This window comes from Cognaticolwellia beringensis (genome assembly GCF_002076895.1).
Lineage (GTDB): Bacteria > Pseudomonadota > Gammaproteobacteria > Enterobacterales > Alteromonadaceae > Cognaticolwellia > Cognaticolwellia beringensis.
This window is the reverse complement of sequence record NZ_CP020465.1, coordinates 1,269,075-1,288,891: the sequence shown is the minus strand read 5'-3', so window position 1 is coordinate 1,288,891 and position 19,817 is coordinate 1,269,075. Positions and strand designations below refer to the sequence as shown.

The window sequence follows — 19,817 nt, the reverse complement described above, 5'->3', positions numbered from 1 at the left end:
TTTTAGAAAGTTAAACACGCTCAATAACGACAGCGATACCTTGACCAATACCAATACACATGGTTGCTAATGCGTATCGACCACCAGTTTTTTCTAATTGGCGCAATGCCGTCAGCATAATACGCGTACCACTCGCCCCCAAAGGATGTCCAATCGCAATCGCGCCACCATTTTGGTTCACACGGGGGTCATCAAAGGCAATGCCTAGTTGTTTCATGCAACCTAACGCTTGTACTGCAAAAGCTTCATTGAATTCTAAAACATCCATATCTGCTAATGTTAAACCCGTTCTTGCTAAGGCTTTTTGTGAAGCAGGAACTGGCCCTAAGCCCATAACACGTGGTGGTACGCCGGCAATTGCACCCGCTATAATTCTACCGCGAGGTTTTATACCCGCTTTTTCACCCACTTCTTTACTGCCAATAATCATGGCAGAAGCCCCGTCGTTAATGCCTGAAGCATTACCTGCGGTTACTACGCCATCAAATAATGGTCTTAATTTACCAAGCGCTTCTACCGTTGAAGCTGGGCGTGGATGCTCATCAGTTACAACAGAAATTGGCGGCAACTTACGGCCTTGCGGCACTTCAACAGGAATAATTTCACCAATAAAGTACCCTGCTACTTTTGCTGCTTCATACTTGGCTTGTGAGTTGGCAGCAAATACATCGCAGTCTTCTCTACTAATATTTAAATCATTGGCAATGTTGTCAGCGGTTTCAGGCATCGAGTGACCGCCATAGGCTTTAATAATTTCGGGGTTAGTAAAACGAGCTCCCATGGTGGTGTCAAACATTTCTTGCTGGCGAGCAAAGGCTGAAGTGGCTTTAGCTAAAACAAATGGCGCACGACTCATCGACTCAACACCACAAGCAATAAATAGCTCACCTTCATTGGCTTTTACACATCGTGCAGCATCTAGGGCCGCCGACAAACTTGAACCACATAAACGGTTAACTGTTAAGCCACCTGTTTCAATCGGTAAACCGGCTAATAGCCCGGCAAAACGAGCCACATTGCGGCTGTCTTCACCAGCTTGATTAGTACTGCCAGCAATAACATCTTCATAAAGGCTTAAATCAAACTCGTTGCGTTGCACTAAAGTTTTTATAAGGTGTGCGAGCATATTATCTGGTCGAACTGAGGATAAAATCCCCCCATGACGTCCAAAGGCAGTTCGTGCGGCATCGTATATATATGCATCTTTCATAATTTGTCCTTATAACTTTGTATTAAACTTTATGGTGTTCTAACGGTTAAAATAGCTCACCTAATTAATGAAACGGGTGTAATTAACTAAGACAGGAAAGGCTATTAATAATTTAGCGACTTTTTGTTTGTCTTGTAGGTTTGATAACTGAATATCAACAATCTGACCTTTTTCTGGATCAAATTCTGATTTAACTTGCGCGGTAATATCATTTTTTTTCAACAAGGCATTAACGCTAAACTCAGTGGCTTTATTACGTAATATCGGTTTAAAAACTTTACCAACAGCCGTTAATGGAAAGCCATCAAGTATTTCGACTCGTTTAGGAATTGCCGCTCTTTCACTAATGTGTTCTTGGCAATGTAGTAATAATTCAGCTTCAGTTGTATGCTGTTTGTCTTTTACCACTACATAAGCAACAGGTATTTCACCTGAATGTGCATCAGGTTGACCAATAGCTACTGACTGAATGACATTGGCATGGGCTAATAATGCATCTTCAATAATTTGAGGATCAATATTATGACCACCACGAATAATTAAATCTTTTGCTCGACCTGTGAGCTGAATATGTCCTAACGCATTAATCACACCTAAATCACCGGTATTGAACCAATCTCCTTCTACCCAAGCACCATCATTATCAATTTCGTTCAAATAGCCTTGAAAAACATTAGGTCCTTTCACCAAAATAATGCCAGGTTCATTAACTGCACATGTGCGGCTAATTTTATTATCAATTAATTCAGCAGCAATCACACGGCTATAAGGTATAGCGTTTCCGACGGCAACCCCAGCAACATCGAAGCCTGGGAGTACCCTAGCAACCACACAAGAAGATTCTGTCATACCGTAGCCATTGGTAACATTACAATTAAAACGTTGCTGAAAAGATAATTTCAATTCAAGTGGTAAAGGTGCTGAACCGCAAGCGGCATGTTCAAAGCATTTTAAATCGATGTTTTCATCTGGCTGCTGTAACAAAACAGAAATGATTGTCGGTACGGTAGGAAACCAACATACTTGATATTTATTAACAAAATACCACCAGTTCTTCACTGTATTAGGGTTTCTAAAACCTTCAGGGGTCATAATAACAACGGTACGGCCCACAAAGAACATAGCTAAACTAGCGGCAATAACACCAAAGACATGAAATAATGGTAATGCATTTAAAACCGCAGATTTCCCATGATAAGCATTAAACCCTGCATAAACTTGCACAACAAAACTGATATTGTCATGAGATAATTTGGCTATTTTAGGACGGCCCGTTGTGCCCCCAGTATGAAAATACATCGCAATATCATCACCTTTAGGTTGTAGACTTTGCGCCAGTTTCTCACCCGATTGAGTAGATATACCCTCATTAAAATCAGTGATGGTTAAGTTTTTATTACTGGTTTCACCATGGTTATTATCGAGTATAAGAATATGTTCAAGTGAAGGCACCCGTGCAATAATTTCATGCACTTTTTTCCCTAATTCTGTTCCTTCATCAATAGAAACAGTAACTAATACCTTAGTTTTTACCTCATTGAGTATTTCTATTATGTGATCAACTTGCAGAAGATAGTTAACCGGATTGGCAATTCCAACTGCTTGTGCTGCCCACATACTAAGATGAGTTTCTGTCAAATTGGGCAGTAAAATAGAGACAACATCAGTACGACCGACGCCAAATTTTTTATATAGATTTGCTGTTTGATTAAGTTTATTAAATAAAGTGGCAAACGTTATTTCTTTAGCAACTTCATCTCGAGTTGCAGTAACATGCTCAGCTATTGCAACATCAGCTGGATACTCATCTGCAGCATGGCAAAAAATATCGTAAGTTGTTTTACAATGATATCGGTCTTGGTAACTTATTTTTTCTAAATCAGCAAGTAACTCTAATTCTGTTGGTTTGGACATTAAGTGCTCACTCTAATACAATTTTATTTTTTTATTCTTACTACAAGACTAATTACGCAGTAAAACAGCTTACGCATTCTGCAATGCGGAACTGTATTTTGCAAGTGTTTTTCAAAAAGCTATTTCATGTTCTTTGTAAAGTCATTAAATAATAACAGTTAACTTTAAGAAATAAAGAGCAGATAAGCTCAAAAACTTGATTGAACTCATCAAGTTGATAAGAAGAGAAAACAGCTAAATTGCAAAATGAAATTCCGCAATGCGGTAATCCATGGTATTATTTATTCAATACCTATAGTCAGTAATTTGATACTGCACTAAGCAATCCATGGATGAATAAAATTAAATATCTCCTTCAGCATCCATGTTACTTGAACAAAAACTCTCGTTAAAGGATAAAATGGCAACGTCTAAAAACGAAAGCTTTGTAATGCTATTTTTAACATCAACCATCCATGTAAAAGAAAAACACTGATGAATAACACGAGTGACATAAAGCGCAATAACAACTTAAACCCGTCAGCTTATTGGCTGTCGCCTTTATGCCTAGTGATTATTTTTTTCGCGACCTTGATAACAGAGTGGACGGGATACCAGCCAACAGCACTTTTGGCTGTATTCATGCTGATAATATTTATTATTGTTGAATGGAAATCTCTAGACTTATCAACAAAAATCATCACCTTGGTTGCTATTGGCTTAACAATTTCATTGTTATTATTGTCTCAAATATCTTTACACCAGTTAGGCATGTTAAGTCGCAGCGTAGTTTTTTTTGCCTTCTTTTTAATTGCCCTTGGTCTATTAAAAGAAGCAGCTTTAAGATCAAATTCAGTAAACCTAACCGGCCATGTGCTTTTACAGCAACACCCTGTCAGACGCTATGCGCTGATCAGCTTTGCCAGCCATATTTTGGGCATCTTGATGAGTGTTGGCGCCATTAATTTACTAGGCACGATGATCCAGAGAAGTTTACTTGAAAATAAAGACACCGTTGATACACGAATCAGCAGTGCAAGGCAGCAGCGTATGATGTTAGCGGTACTAAGAGGGTTTTGTAGCATACCTCTATGGGCTCCTACCTCAATCACCATTACGCTGTTAGTAACCACCATCCCTAATTTACAGTGGATAGATATTATTCCCTTTGGTTTATACCTCACCCTAGCACTACTTTTATTTGGCATTTGGCTCGATCATGTTCAGGCGCCTAAACATCTTAGACATCTTGTGCCAAAAATTTCCAACAATTTATCAGACTTGAAGGTGAGTTACCCCATTATTATTGTTGTCCTCACGTTAGCATTAATATCTGGGCTATTGATCCTTACTACTCCATTACGCCCGATTTCTGCCGTGTTAGTCAGTGCGCCGATGGTCAGCATTGCTTGGATATATTCGCAGTATCGTCGATCATATAATAAATTCAGCGCAGTGCGATTAACGGTTCAACGTTTTAGAACCGACATATTTTTTAGATTACCGTTACAGCGCTCAGAAATCGTTTTTTTTGCAGGATCGGTTCTCATTGGACGTTTGTTATTGGCGGTGTTAGATCTTGACTGGTTTGCACAACAATTAGCCCATTTGAACATATCTGCCGCGCAGATATTAATTGCATCTTCATGGCTAATATACATAGCAGCAATGTTATTTGTCAGTCCGATGATTTCTGTCACTTTGATGGCAGGCGCCTTGTCTCAATTACCCAGTGTCGAAAATATGCCTGTGACGATTGCGTTAGTAATGATGATGACTTGGGCGGTAGTAGCGGGTAGCTCTCCTTCTACTACCTCTGTTCGTATTAGCGCTAGAATAACTGAAATTTCTCCCTTTGAAATGGGGGTAAAGTGGAATGGCTTATACAGCATAATAGTACTATTGGCTTTAGACCTTTTTCTTATATTATTTGTGTAATTAGTAAAGAGGTTAAAGCCACTTTTCAACCGTTTATTGTGGTCGTTAAACATCATTAGCACACACTAAAGGTTTGTGTGCATCGGGCACTTATTAGTTTTAACACAAAAGTGAAAGTAGCAATATTAAGGGCGTTTAAGTTCTACATTTTTAGACGTAAAGCTGAAGTGATCCCCGCCCATCTTCCCAACAGAATCAATTAAACCTTGATTGATATTGCCGTTGTTATACAAGTCATCTCTGACATAGACAAACTTTACATCCAAAAGAATAACCGTACCTCCTGTGGGTAAATCACTCACAGGAATTACTTCTCTTAAGCTGCACTCGTAACGAATTGGAGCCTCTTTAACTGAACGAGGTTGCACTTTATAACTTGCACAACTTTCCACATCAGCGAAATCGAATTCACTCTCATCATTCGTCAGGCTTGCACTGGTTAGGTTCATTTTTTCTAATAAAGCGGAATTAACGATATTGACTACACATTCTCCCGTTTCAATTAAGTTCTGTAGGGTATCTTTATCAATGCCACTTCTCTGTGTTACTTGTGTATATAGCAGCACAGGAGGATTACAGCTTGCGACGGTAAAAAATGAATAAGGTGCTAAATTATCAATATTACCGCCTGAACGGGTGCTGATCCATGCGATGGGTCTAGGGGTTACACCTCCATTTAAGAGACGATATTTTTCTTGGTTTTCTAATTTAGAAACATCAAAAATCATTTATTTTCCATTTAATTCTGCTTACTTTTAACTGCAAATATAGCACGTATGCAATACCGTTAAAGTTCAGTTCACCGACTAAATATATAGTAAGCCAAGTAAGCTTAATACAATCACAAGTTATATATTCAGACTAATCGCGCTGATACAAAGACTCAATAGTACTTGATTCTATAGAGTGTAGATTTATCATGTAACCTGCTAATGCACCAGAGGCGTTTTCTGGCAATTCAATTTTTTCGACAGCCAATGCATGAATTGTAAAACGATAGTGATGCAAACCATCGCCTTTAGGCGGACAAGCGCCACTAAAAGCTGGGATACTGAAATCATTTTCTATTTGAGTACTCCCGATTGGCGTACTATTGTTTTTTTTACTTCCTGCTCCGGTTGGTATTTCCATCACGGTAATTGGTATGTTTATTATCTGCCAATGCCACCAACCGCTGCCTGAATGCGTATCGGGATCATAAGCTGTAATGGCAAAGCTTTTGGTGCCTTTAGGTGCGTCAGACCATTTAAGGTGTGGCGACAAGTCACCTCCTGAACAATTATAGCCATTGAATTCATGTATTTTAGACATAAATTCGCCTTGTGTAATATCCTGACTTGTTAATGTTAGCGGTGCTGAAAATACCGATACAGATACGCTGAGTGATAAAACTAAAAGTAGTTTAAGTTTAAGTTTAAGTTTAATAAGCATAATGACCTTTATTTATTTTTATATTATTTAATCATAAACGCCATTAATAGGCGCTCTTCGCTCTAACACATTCCGGTGTCCGCAACATACCGTACTTCCTGTACATAAAAAATCCGATGATTTTAGCCATCGGATTTTTCTCTCATCAGTCAACAAAGCTAGCATTAACACCTTATCTGCATTAGCAAATGGCTTAACTGCTTTGTCTTATTTTAGTGATTATTCACCAAATTTATGCACAACGCTTATTTTAAATGTACGACCTAAAGGGTTATGTGTAAATGGGTCATAGTTTAAATCTAAACGAGCAAAAGGAGGCTCTTCATCCGTTAAATTACTTACCGTTAAGTTAACCTTGGTTAGGTCTTCGTTAAAGATATAGTTATAACTTAAATCAAGCTGTACTTGGCTATCAATGACTTGACCTCTAGTGTTAGTGGTAAATAACGAATCTCGCTCATCTTTATAATCACTAACATAATAAGCAGATAAACTAACATTGTGATTGTCGAAATCGAAGCTATTGATCATGGTAGCTTTATACTTAGGTATTGGACGATTAGAATTAGTATTATTTAGGAAACCAGCTGCATCAAAAGCTTCTGATAAATCATCGCCAGCCACTTTATATTCAGCGGTATACGTTCCATTCATGTCCAAGGTCCAATAATCGGTAACATTTAAGCGTAATTGAACATCAATACCACTCGTTTTAACATCAGCGCCATTGATTATTTTAGTTTCAATACGTTCAACTGTGTTTGCGTTACCAGGCTCTGTCCATTGCACTTGATCAACATAAGGTTGTTTACCGGCAACTGCAGCAGCTAATACTGCATTATAGTTCTCAACAATGATTGGATCACTGAGATCAAATGACCAAAAATCAACGGTTGCGAATAAGCGATCACCCCAAAACTCACCAATAACACCAAAGTTTAGTGCAACGGCAGATTCAGGTGCTAAGGCACCATTCCCTTGAGTATCAACAGCTTTAAAGGCGGCAGGAGCTCCAACATAAGAAAGCGTTGTATTACTACCTTCTAGTTGATTAAGTGTTGGTCCTCTAAAGGTGGTACTGGCAGAGCCTCGTAATGAAAAGTTATCATTAATGGTGTATTGCGCTGATACTTTTGGATCTAAGGTATCACCAACATCTCCGCCATAATCCTCATAACGTAAAGCAATTTGCATTTTCAAATCATCTGTTACGGGTAAGGCTAATTCACTAAATAAAGCATAGATACTTTGTGATGAATCTTGATTTAGCTCACCACTACGAAAATGAAAAACACCCGTTGGGTTTGCACAATCTGTTGCACCAAGCTCTGGGCATGGATTTATCGCTAAATTTCCGAGGTCATTAACTTCATTTGAAAAAGTTTCATAACGATACTGAGCGCCAACAGCAAACTCAACAATACCACCATCTAATTCAATATCTAAGTCACCTGAAAGTAAGCCATCAAGCACAAGTAATTCAGTTTCTTTTTGTGAAGTTCTTGTACCCGAAACATAATCTAACACCTCTTGAGTGTTAGCTAGTTCAGCTTTATAGTTTGGATTAGTCGCGCCATTAGAAGCCGATGTTTCAATGCCATTAGAAAACGGATTAAAGAATAAACAGCCATTTGCACCTGGTACACCTGCATCCATATCACAGTTATCGCCACCATAGCCTAACAAGGCATTCTTCAATGGCACGATTAAGGTGTCGGGATTGCTTCTATAATCAAGTTTTGAATTTGAATAAGCAAAACCTGTTTCCCAGTTATAGCCATTATCAAATTTACCTTCAAGGTCAGCTGCAATACGATAAGTTTTATAATCTAAACCACCTTCACTTGACGGCCCCGTAACACCTACGGTGCGGCCAATATAAGCGACACGATTTAACGAAGGATGAGGAGCACTGGCAAATTCTGGATTGCTAGCCACTAAGTCTTGCCATGCCGGATGATAAGTCGGTACATAACGATCTGAAAAATCGACCAACTTTTGTGGAGGATAAGACGGCGAGCCATAAGTAGTGGGTACCTCAGTTTCTGAATACAACACTTCAACATGTAAATTAACATCATTTTTAAAATCATGATTTAATTCACTAAAAACTTTTAAATGTGTATCACCATCATTTAATGCTGAGAATGGTGTATATTGAAGCCGACATAAGCCGGCACTTGTGCCCCCTAATAGTTCACAGCCAGGATCTAATAAATATTTAGGTTGTGAATCATCACCCAGCCAAGCTGCATTAAATATCGATGGCGGATTTCCTATTGATGACCAGCCACCTTGCGGGTTAGTCGCATAATCTTGTACCGCCCAATCTTTATCTGCTGTGCTTATGGTATTGGTTTTATCATAGCTCACAGAAGTTACCCAGTGGGTATCATCATTACCTAGCCCAAAGATTAAACCTAAGCCGTAATCGCCATCACTATCTTGTAAGTTTTTATAGTCCGCTTTTACTTCTAAGCCTTCAAAATCACCTCGGGTTGTAAAGTTAACGACACCTGCTATTGCATCAGAACCATATATCGCCGCTGCACCTTCTTTTAACATGTCAACGCGCTTAACCGCCATTGAAGGTATGTCTTGAGTGTTAACATAAAGCATTTGTTGGTCAACAATAGCGTAAGGATTGAAGGTGTGTCTTTTACCATTAATTAGCACTAATGTACGACCTGCCCCGAGTCCTCTTAAATTAATGTTGGAAGTACCTTCGGTGCCATTAGAGCCGTATTGATTGGAATTACCTTGAATACCAGAGCTAATTGACAATTTTTGTGTCATTTCAACGATAGATGGAGAGCCAATTTTTTCTAAATCGGCTCGGCTAATCGTTTGTACAGGCGCTGAGGTTTCAAGTGCTGAACCTTTTAAATGAGAACCAATAATTTGAATTTTCTCAATATCTTTTGCATCAGTTTCTTTTACTTCTTCGGCATATATAGCACTGCTGCCCATTAACCCAAGCACCGCACTGATGGCGATTGTTATAGCGTTTTGTTTTAATCTGGTATTTTTCATCTGCTTCCCCGTTATTCACTTTGTTTTATTATGGTTTTAATATTTTCAATTAACGGCTATTTGGTAACTGCCAATAGCCGTTAATTATTTTGTTAACTACGATAAATCTCCGCCAGCGTCTTAGTTGCAAAGTAATAATAAATTCGCACATCAAATATTTATAAAGGCTCAGAAAACTGCACATGCAGTCTTGTATCTAGAGCATACTCTGCGTTAAAGAATCACTTATTAATCCGACCGCAATAAGGTTAATTCCTACGCTGTTCAAATTAAAAATATAATAATAAATCTTCACACTAATAAATAATTTGCACTGATACTAGTTCTGCCTAGCGGAATATGCAAGTACTTTATTTAACCAATCATTCCACTAATTTAAATTTGACTTAACATTAATAAAATTTATTTAGAGTTAAAATTAAATCTAAATTTATTGTTTACTCAGTGACTATCGAGCTATTAGTTATAATTACATCTTGATATTATATTAATCATGTGTTCCACTGTGCGGAATGTAAAGGTTTTATCCAGGGGTTATTAATGATTCGAGATAAAGAAATGTTGGATCAATTTCTCAGCAGTATTTCTAAATTCGTTAGAGAACGTTTAGTCCCTGCGGAAAATGAAGTAGCAGAAAACGATGCTATTCCAGATGATATTGTGCAAGAAATGAAAGCTATGGGCTTGTTTGGTATGACAATCCCTGAAGAATATGATGGCTTAGGTCTGACAATGGAGGAGGAAGCGTTCGTCGCCATTGAGTTAGGTAGAACATCACCTGCTTTTCGCTCCCTCATTGGAACTAACAATGGCATTGGCTCTGCCGCAATTGTATTTGACGGTACAGAGGAACAAAAGCAAAAATACTTACCAAAATATGCTTCAGGTGAACTTATCGGTTCTTTTTGCTTAACAGAGCCAGACGTTGGCTCTGACGCCTCAGCAGTAAAAACTACGGCAATAAAAAAAGGCAATGAGTATATTATTAATGGTACTAAGCGCTTTATTACTAATGCACCAAGAGCAGGCACTTTTACCGTGATGGCTCGAACAGATTTATCGATTAAAGGTGCTAAAGGTATATCGGCCTTTATAGTAGATGCTTCTACGCCTGGTATTACACTGGGTGCTAAAGATAAAAAAATGGGTCAGCAAGGCTCTCATACCTGCGATGTTATTTTTGAAAACTGTCATGTTCCAGCCCAAAATATTATTGGTGGTGTTGAAGGCAAAGGCTTTATAACGTCAATGAAAGTATTAGATAGGGGCCGACTGCATATTTCAGCCTTAAGTGTTGGCATTGCTGAACGTTTAATTGACGATGCATTAAGGTACGCAATAGAAAGAAAGCAATTTGGTAAACCCATTGCCGAGCACCAAATGATTCAAGTCATGTTAGCAGACAGTAAAGCTGAAGCTTACGCCGCGAAATGCATGGTACTTGATGCTGCAAGACAAAAAGATTTAGGCAAGAAGATAAGCACTGAAGCATCTTGTTGCAAGTTGTTTGCAACTGAAATGGTTGGACGAGTAGCTGACAAAGCTGTTCAAATTCATGGTGGTGCAGGTTATATTTCAGAATACGCAGTAGAAAGACTTTATCGTGACGTTAGGTTATTCAGGTTATACGAAGGTACGACACAAATTCAACAAATGATTATTGCCAAAAATATGATCAGAGACATTTAATAAATTAAGACCAACGAAGGATTTGCACAATGAATTTAAATTTTACCGCCCAAGAAAAAGACTTTCAACAAGAAGTGCAGCAATTTTTGCAAGATAAATTGCCAAAAAACATCGCTCAAAAAACCAAAAACTCGATACATTTATCAAAAGATGAATGTATCGAGTGGCAAAAAATACTATATAAACAAGGCTGGGCCGGTATTAATTGGCCAGTTGAGCACGGCGGAACCGGTTGGACACCAACGCAAAAGTATATTTTTGCCAATGAATGCGCTAAAGCCGGTGGCCCAGATGTGATCCCTTTTGGATTAAAAATGGTTGCACCTGTCATTTATACCTTTGGTAATGAAGCACAAAAACAACATTTTTTGCCTGATATATTAGCCAGTAATGTTTGGTGGTGTCAGGGTTATTCGGAACCTGGCGCAGGTTCTGATCTTGCGTCGGTTAGAACAACAGCGGTAAAAGAAGGCGATGAATATGTTGTTAACGGCACCAAAACATGGACGACACTCGGGCAACATGCTGATTGGATATTCTGCTTAGTTAGAACAGGAGAGCCTAGCGCGAAAAATCAAGAAGCGATCAGTTTCCTGTTAATCAACATGAACGACCCTAAAATTACTGTATCACCCATTATTACTATTGATGGTCGACATGAAGTTAATGAAGTTCATTTTGACAATGCGCGAGTACCTACAGAAAATCTTATTGGCGTGGAAGGTAAAGGCTGGACATACGCTAAAGTCCTATTAACACATGAACGCACCGGTATTGCTCGAGTCGCTATTTCCAAAGATCGCCTAGTGCAATTAAAAGCTTTGGCGCAAACATCTCCTGATGGAGATGACAAACTGATTGATGACACTATTTTTGCGCAAAAAGTCGCACAAGTAGAAATAGACTTATTAGCTTTGGAATATACTGAATTACGCACCCTTTCAGCGATCAGTACAGGCCAAGCACCGGGACCAGAATCTTCAATATTAAAAATTGTTGGCACCCAAGTTATTCAAGCGATAGACGAGTTATATGTTGAAGCCGCTGGGTACTATTCAATGCCGTTCGTTCCTGATCAATTCAATGATGACTTTAACGGGCAAAATATTGGTCCTGATATGGCAACGAATAGTTCATTACGTTACTTTAATAACCGAAAAGCATCCATTTACGGTGGCAGTAACGAAATTCAAACTAACATTATCAGCAAAGCCGTTTTAGGCCTTTAAATTAGCATTAGGAGTTTACAATGGACTTTTCGTTAAATAGCGAACAACAAATGATTCAAGATAGTGTATCGAAGTTTATTCTCAACGATTACGATTTTGAAACACGTCGAAAAATAATGGAATCAACCACAGGTTTTAGTCAAGAAAATTGGCGCTTATTTGCTGAACTTGGCTGGTTAATGCTGCCATTTACCGAAGAAGACGGTGGTTTAGGTGGTTCTATGGTCGACCTTATGCTGGTCATGGAAGAGTTTGGTAAAGGCATGGTAGTAGAACCATTTCTGGCAACTGCCGTTATGTCGGGTGGCTTAATTGCCATGGCGGGTAATCAAACGCAAAAAGACGATTACCTACCTAGAATAATGGCAGGTGAACTACAAATGGCTTTTGCCTATGCTGAGCCACAAAGTCGTTATCATTTAAACAACGTGAAATGTAGCGCTAGCGAAAGCAATGGTGAATTTGTTATTACAGGCCATAAGTCTGTCGTGTTAAACGGTAACCATGCCGATACTTTAATCGTTGCCGCGCGCACTTCAGGTGCAACAAATGACAACAATGGCATCAGTTTATTCCTTGTTGATGCTAATCACCCAAGCGTTAAACGTGAAGGTTATGCCAATGTTGACGGACACCAAGCCGCTGACATTTGGTTTGATAACACCCCGGCCCTAGGATTGTTAGGTGAGCAAGACAATGCCTTGCCAGCCATTAACAATATTATCGACAAAGCCACACTCGCCGTTTGTGCCGAAGCCGTTGGTGCCATGCAAATAGCCAATGAACGCACAGTAGAGTATGCAAAAACACGTAAACAGTTTGGTCGTACTATTGGCACTTTCCAAGCACTGCAACATCGACTAGTCAATATGTTTATCGAGCATCAGCAAGCTAAATCGATACTGTTAATGGCTGTATTAAAAATGGATAGCAATAATGGCCAAGATGCCAAAGCATTATCAGCAGCGAAAAGTCGTATTGGTAAAGCGGCGAATTTAGTCGGCCGTGAAGCAGTACAACTGCATGGCGCTATAGGTATGACTGATGAACTTGATGTAGGACATCTGTTCAAACGTTTAACCACCATTCAATTTTTGTTTGGTAGTACTGATACTCATACCAAACGTTTTGCATCTTTATAACGCGTTAATTAGTAATACCTCATAAAAATGCCTTGAATTGATTCAGTACAATTCAAGGCATTTTTATTACCAATGTAAAAATAGCCAAAACATTAGTTTATATCTAGCATCTCACTTCCTAATGAAACAAAAATACTGATTAATTAAAAATTAGTGGCCTAAATTAGTTAACCACCTTTGTTCATTAAAATAAACTCAACAAACTTGATATTAAAACCAAACAGCAGATGTAAAAGTAATCGACCCCTTAATTTCAAACCATACTTTGTTTAACTAAAAGCGCCGCTGTTTCATGCTGAGCATGAACAAACGAGCTAATTTTGATATCGGCTAATGCGGCTTTTTCTTCCAAGGTGTTAACTTTGACAACTAATTTTGCATTTGGATAATGAGCGAGTACCGCTGAACAAATAATTTGTTTGTTTACCAAAGAGTTAACCGTGACAATAATACTGTTAGTTTGATCTACTCTTAATGCTTCCAATACCGGTGCTTTATCTAAGTGGCCAAAATAAGCATCATAACCACGCTTTCTTGCCAATATTACATGCTGTAAATTATCAGAAATAATTAAGAAACTAACCCCTTTATTGCTGAGTTCTTTGGCAACAATTCTCCCTAAAATAGCAAAACCACACACTATGGTGTGATTAGTTGCCTTTACGGTTGTTATTTTGTCTGATTCAAAAAATTCAACAACAAAAATGGCGGCTAATTTGTATATATTGCCTACCATAAAAGGCGTTAAAATCATCGACAACACAGTGATCAATATCAGAAAGCTGCCTAAACTTTCTGATAACAATTCATAATTTATAGCCATAGCAAAAATAGCAAAAGAGAACTCGCCAACTTGGCATAATGCCACGGCAGATTTTATAGATTCACTTTTGTTAGACTTAATTTTTATCAGTAAATAAATGATAACGGCCTTAATAATCATCACTAGTGCTAATACACCCAGTACCCAATGCAGGTTGCTGATAAAATAAAATACATCTATTTTTGTGCCAATAGCAAAGAAAAACGCCCCTAATAATAAGTCTTTATATGAAGCTATATCTGACTCTACTTTTATATGGAATTTAGTTTCGGCGATGATCATGCCTGCGATAAATGCGCCTAAAGAATAAGTAAAACCCATTTCATGCGCGATTAAAGATGCACCTACCACAATAGTAAACACTGAACTTAAAAAGAGCTCTTCCATACGCGCACTTGCCGAGAAGTGCAGTAGCCAAGCAATAATTTTTTTGCCAATGGTAAACATGAAAAGAATAATGACGCCTGCATACAATACCGTTTTTAATAAAATATCTGTCATTGATAATTCATTATTAGATAAAAAACCCATCAGTAATAAAATAGGGATAACCGCCAAGTCTTGAAAAACTAATATAGCGACTGATTTTTTACCGTAAGGGGTAACAATATCTTTTGATTTTTTTAAATACGGCAAAACGATAGCCGTTGAAGACAAGCTAAAAGCCAGGGCAATAATTAATGATGGAATAGGGGCAACATTAAAAACATAAAAGCTCATAACATAAATAACTAAAGAGCTTAACGCGACCTGCACAAAGCCATTAAAAAATATCAGCTCTTTCATTTTACCTAGTTTAGAAAAAGACATTTCCAAACCTATAGTAAACATAAGAAAAACAATACCAAACTCACCAATAAGTTCAAGAGAATGCGGTGTGGTGCTGCCGTTAAAGTCGAAAAAATTACTGACGATGGTGCCAGTAATTATGTAACCAATAATATGAGAAATAGAAAATTTCGTTAACACTATATTTATTACGCTAGCAAGTGCTAACGATATAGCAATAATAACAAGTATGGAGTCCATTTGTTCCCTTAAAACAACCTGATATTTACATCAGTAATAAAATACAACTGATAAGTTACATGCACATTACAGACCACTAACAGCATACTAAAAACATTACAGCATCAATAAATAACACATAAAAATCAATAAATTAAATAAAACAATACAATATAAAAAACATTTATATTTATCAAAATATCACATAATGCTTAAAACTGATGCACTAGCACCACTTTGGTGCAGTCGCTTGTTTCGAAACAGGCTGTTCCATAATGGAATTTAATACCAATTTGATTAATTAAGTGTTCTACTTTTTCATGAGGGAAAATGGATAATTACAAGGCATAAAATTTAGTCAGTAGTTATTTTACTTATAAATGTTATAAGCCGTCATTATTAATTTTAACCATTAAAAATGAGCAGTTAATTAATCAACTTGGTATAACAGCACAATGAACGGATTAAATGATAGTTAACATCAATTAAAAATCATACTAACTATTTTTTTGCTAAGCTAAAATCGCGTTTATAGCAGTGGATTTTATAGTCAGTTTATTAAATTTTTTCATCTTGCAGAAAGAAGGATAAATCAAGGTAGGCGCTTAATTGAACACTCATTATATTGAGCGAATAACTTTTGAGTTCTAGAAAAAACCTAAATACTCCCTACCGTTAAGCACTAATAGCTTGTCAAACTCTAGCAGAAAACATGAACGGTAGTTTAAGCTAATTAAGATACGAAAAAGTAGCTTGGTGTTAACATTCGGCCTTGTCTTTTGAGCATCGACAAGGCTAACTCGTTAAGTAAGTATTTCTAGCGCTTTAAGTACTGATTAAAATCAACATCACTACAGCCCAATACCACTTTCACGCGGTTAGAGGCACCTAGTTTCTTTAAAATAGATGAAACATGCGACTTAACCGTGGTTTCTGAAATATGTAAATTAAAGCCTATTTGCTTATTGGCTTCACCTTTGGTTAAGTGCTTTAACACGATGAGTTCACGGCGTGTCAGTAAAGATATATTCTCTGGTGCTACTTGAAATTCTTTTTTAGTTGTCGTTGCATCAACCTGCGATCGCATAATATCTGAAGGTAAGTAAACATTGCCCTGAAAGACACTTTCTATCGCTTCACCAATAACATCTTTTGAGGAAGACTTAGAAATAAAACCAACAGCTCCATACGAAAGTGTTTGCAAAATTTTCTGCTTTTCTTGTTCGGCAGAAACAATAACTACCGGCGTTGTCGGACATTGATTACGAATATCTAACAAACCGTTAAGGCTGGACATACCTGGCATATTCAAGTCTAAGAGTATTAAATCTATATCATCATTGTCTTGAACAAACGCCAATGTAGATTCAACATCTTCAGTTTCATAGGTAGTGGAACCAGGAAATTTAATGCCTATAATATTAACGATTGCATCTCTAAATAACGGATGATCATCTGCAACCAAAATTTTATACATAAGGCGAATTACCGTAAAATGAATGAGCGAGATAACCATAGCAGGTTATGAGAAATTATTTAACCCTCCTAAAGTTGTAGAAAGCTCATCTTTTAGGGTGCACTAATTCAAAATAATAAATACCAATTCGGTTAATTGAACTGGTATTCATTATTTAAAGGGGATTAATTATCCATAATACAAGTGCATAATTATTAATTAAAAAGTGATAACAGAACCGATTGCAAAGGTATTATTATCTTCAGCCATCAATGAATCAGACACGTCCGCTTCGGTATTGTTATATTCTAACACTAGCGTTAAACCAGGGCGTATTGTTCTAAAGTATGCAACCCCCGTATTGGTATGTGTTGCATCTAATACACTACCGGTGTTTTTAACCTCAGTTTCCCCATATGTCACAACAAAACGGTTGTCTTCCATTGTGTAAGACGCTTGCACTAAGTAACCATCTGATTCAATTGCATCATCACCGACAATATTATCTAGGCCAGCAACATGTCCTAAACCTTCTGAACTAAACCCTGAAGCAGTAAGTGATAAACCACCAAACTTAACGTTAGCACCATAGCCTATACCCGACTGGTCTTGTTCAACACCATTAGCTTCACTCGACTGCGAAACACCGCTGACCCATGCTTTAATCGATGTTTCATCAATGGTTGTTGTGTACATTAATTCAGCTTCAAAACGTGGTAAGTCTTCCGATGAATCAGAACCCGTTTTATTAGGGTCCATAATACCAACCGCTAATTTAAAGCCATTCATATCTGGCGAACGGTATGTAATTTGTGATTTTGGAAATGGGTAGGTATAACCAGTACTAATATTACCGAAAGAGACGTTACCACCATCAACTAAACCAAAAAAATCAGATGTTTGGCCGTAACCTAATAACAATTCGTCGCCTAAAATATTCGCTCGGTTAAATAAGCCAAAGTCTTTACCCAATAAAACTTCGCCCCAATCGCCACTCACCGTGCCGTAAAACTGTCGAACGTCAATCAATGAGCCGGTACCTAAATCGCCTGGTGTTGCGTCACGACTTTGATCTGTGTCATTAATTGAAACCCAAAATGAAGAGCGCATACCAATTTTTAGATCTGATAATTGGTTAGAAAAATTAAAACCAATATTATTAGGTAAGAACCCCATGCGAACACGAGACTGGTCTCGGTCACTAACGTTGCCGCTAGCGTCTGTAGCTTCAACAGAGCTGTTTACATAGAATACATTCACTAGACCGTCGGCACTAAATGACATACCGTCATTTTCATAAATTTCAACAGCGGCGCTGCTGTTAAATGCGGCCATAGCTAATGTAGCGGTGATCAAGCTTACTTTAAATCGTTTAGTCATTTTATGCTTCCGGTTTTTTATTATAAATGTGTACTTATAATAAAAAATCCCTGAGTAAATAAAATGAGTCAACTTAACCAAATAAACGGCTCTTTAGTCGTAAGCTAAAGGCCTAATGCTTTAGGAGGAGCAAGGAGGATAAAGTAAAGCTGATGCCTTAAGCAGCTTAAGTTCCTGCTACTCAAGACAATATTTCAAACACTTTTTAAAATATTTTTTAAACATTTAGTGAACGATTATTTCGGCTATTAATCTTTGCCTTTATTAATATAACCAATGGCAAACCTAACTAATAACCAAGTAGAAAGTAAAATAATGGGTACTGCAAAGCCTTTTACCATCACTTTATTGACGGAAAAACCTGAAACATTAACTGCGTTCAATACATAATCTAACAACCCCATTAAATAGTAAGCCATCGCAGCCACTGAAACCCCTTCAACCATTTGCTGTAAGCGCAATTGCACTTCACCGCGTTTATTAATCGCCGACAATAATTGTTGATTTTGCTGCTCAATCGTTAGGTCAACACGAGTTCTAAGCAGGCTACTTGCCCGAGCTATTCGACGAGTTAGGTCTTCTAGTCGAACAGATAGCGCCTGACACGTTCGTATACCAGGGCTGAGCCTTCGAGTAACGAATTCGTTAATGCGTTCAGTACCGGCGATATCAGTCTCTTTTAACTGTCTTAGTCGAGAACACACTAATTCATAATAAGCATTGGTGGCACTAAAACGATAACTAATATCGGCAATAAGTTGCTCAGTTTTTCCTGCTAATTCAGAAAGTTTATCTAGCATCTCTCCATCATTAGTTTTGTCGCTATCTGCCATTTGCTGATTAATAGCAACTAAATCACTTTCCATTTTTGCTACTTTAGGTGATAACGAACGAGCAATAGGCAAACTCAACAGTGCCATCATTTGATAAGTTTCTATTTCTAACATTCGCTGAATTAAACGACCAGCTTGATAACTATTGAGTAACTTGCTCTGGATTATAATACGTCCAAAACCGTCACTATGCAGCTTGAACGAGGTATAAACATTGGCCCGATTATCCGCAACATTGCTACCTAGTACTTGATGATTTTCAAAAGCATGACAGAGCTCTTGCTCCGATAATTCAGCTTGGTTTACAACCAAATTAACCGCACTAACGAGTTCGCCAACGATATTGTCAAACCACTCTTGCGGTACATACTCAGTGGCATAGCCATCAAATAGTGACTGCCCTAGCCCTTTGCGAATAAAGCTATAACTAGAAAACTCAAGATGGCGTTCCCATCTTAGTTCAAAACTGCCAAAGTCCTGATAGTAACAACTGGCTTCACGGGTAGGTGGATTAACATTATATCGCTGACAAAAACTATATATCTGCTGATATTCTTGTTCACGCTCTTGCTCTGTCAAACGCACCGCCATGTGGGTAATAGAGGTTGGCACATGGACTTGCGGTGACGGTCTATTATGCAACTCTTGTGCAATTTGTTGTCGTAGTGGCGATACAGCAATACTTGCCCGCTCATAATTCACAGCGCTAGCGTTTGTTGTTAATAAGTTCGTGTGCACTGAGTTTCTCCAAA

At 37.9% G+C, this 19,817-nt stretch carries 13 protein-coding genes; 4 read left to right on the top strand and 9 right to left on the bottom strand.

What is annotated here, in order from left to right:
- Positions 1-10 precede the first annotated feature (10 nt).
- Together B5D82_RS05425 and B5D82_RS05420 are read right to left on the bottom strand one after the other, a co-directional pair.
- On the bottom strand, positions 11-1,210 hold the full coding sequence (locus tag B5D82_RS05425) for a 3-oxoadipyl-CoA thiolase (protein WP_081149806.1): 1,200 nt from the start codon (positions 1,208-1,210) through the stop codon (positions 11-13).
- 60 nt (positions 1,211-1,270) lie between these two features.
- The gene (locus B5D82_RS05420) at positions 1,271-3,124 is read right to left on the bottom strand and encodes an acyl-CoA synthetase (protein ID WP_081149804.1); all 1,854 of its coding nucleotides are present in this window, start codon (positions 3,122-3,124) and stop codon (positions 1,271-1,273) included.
- 474 nt (positions 3,125-3,598) lie between these two features.
- On the opposite strand from B5D82_RS05420, the gene B5D82_RS05415 reads away from it, so the two are divergent.
- Entirely contained in the window at positions 3,599-5,041 is a 1,443-nt protein-coding gene (locus B5D82_RS05415) for a hypothetical protein (protein ID WP_081149803.1), read from the top strand.
- A 125-nt stretch (positions 5,042-5,166) separates the two neighbouring features.
- Here B5D82_RS05415 and B5D82_RS05410 read toward each other — a convergent pair whose 3' ends face one another.
- From B5D82_RS05410 to B5D82_RS05400, 3 genes are all read right to left on the bottom strand, one after another.
- On the bottom strand, positions 5,167-5,769 hold the full coding sequence (locus B5D82_RS05410) for a flavin reductase family protein (protein ID WP_081149801.1): 603 nt from the start codon (positions 5,767-5,769) through the stop codon (positions 5,167-5,169).
- A 133-nt stretch (positions 5,770-5,902) separates the two neighbouring features.
- Positions 5,903-6,472 carry a YbhB/YbcL family Raf kinase inhibitor-like protein gene (locus tag B5D82_RS05405; protein WP_081149800.1) on the bottom strand — a complete coding sequence of 190 codons (570 nt, stop codon included), beginning with the start codon at positions 6,470-6,472 and terminating at the stop codon, positions 5,903-5,905.
- A 219-nt stretch (positions 6,473-6,691) separates the two neighbouring features.
- Complete coding sequence (locus B5D82_RS05400) at positions 6,692-9,505, bottom strand: TonB-dependent receptor domain-containing protein (RefSeq protein WP_081149798.1); 2,814 nt, start codon at positions 9,503-9,505, stop codon at positions 6,692-6,694.
- A 540-nt stretch (positions 9,506-10,045) separates the two neighbouring features.
- Between B5D82_RS05400 and B5D82_RS05395 the strand changes: the two genes are divergently transcribed.
- From B5D82_RS05395 to B5D82_RS05385, 3 genes are read left to right on the top strand one after another with little or no spacing between them, the layout of a single operon-like run.
- Positions 10,046-11,194: an acyl-CoA dehydrogenase family protein gene (locus B5D82_RS05395; protein ID WP_081149797.1), complete on the top strand. Its 1,149-nt coding sequence runs from the start codon at positions 10,046-10,048 to the stop codon at positions 11,192-11,194.
- Positions 11,195-11,223: 29 nt separating this feature from the next.
- A complete protein-coding gene (locus B5D82_RS05390) occupies positions 11,224-12,423 on the top strand; it encodes an acyl-CoA dehydrogenase family protein (RefSeq protein ID WP_081149795.1) in 1,200 nt (399 codons plus the stop codon).
- A gap of 20 nt (positions 12,424-12,443) precedes the next feature.
- Positions 12,444-13,565, top strand: a complete 1,122-nt coding sequence (locus B5D82_RS05385; RefSeq protein ID WP_081149794.1) for an acyl-CoA dehydrogenase family protein — start codon at positions 12,444-12,446, stop codon at positions 13,563-13,565.
- A gap of 253 nt (positions 13,566-13,818) precedes the next feature.
- Here the strand turns inward: B5D82_RS05385 and B5D82_RS05380 are convergent, their stop codons facing one another.
- The 4 genes from B5D82_RS05380 to B5D82_RS05365 form a co-directional block, all read right to left on the bottom strand.
- Entirely contained in the window at positions 13,819-15,417 is a 1,599-nt protein-coding gene (locus tag B5D82_RS05380) for a cation:proton antiporter domain-containing protein (protein ID WP_081149792.1), read from the bottom strand.
- A gap of 796 nt (positions 15,418-16,213) precedes the next feature.
- The gene (locus B5D82_RS05375) at positions 16,214-16,873 is read right to left on the bottom strand and encodes a response regulator (RefSeq protein WP_081149791.1); all 660 of its coding nucleotides are present in this window, start codon (positions 16,871-16,873) and stop codon (positions 16,214-16,216) included.
- Positions 16,874-17,071: 198 nt separating this feature from the next.
- On the bottom strand, positions 17,072-18,232 hold the full coding sequence (locus tag B5D82_RS05370) for a porin (protein WP_081149789.1): 1,161 nt from the start codon (positions 18,230-18,232) through the stop codon (positions 17,072-17,074).
- Positions 18,233-18,480: 248 nt separating this feature from the next.
- Positions 18,481-19,803 carry a DUF3422 family protein gene (locus tag B5D82_RS05365; RefSeq protein ID WP_081149788.1) on the bottom strand — a complete coding sequence of 441 codons (1,323 nt, stop codon included), beginning with the start codon at positions 19,801-19,803 and terminating at the stop codon, positions 18,481-18,483.
- Between the last annotated feature and the right edge of the window lie 14 nt (positions 19,804-19,817).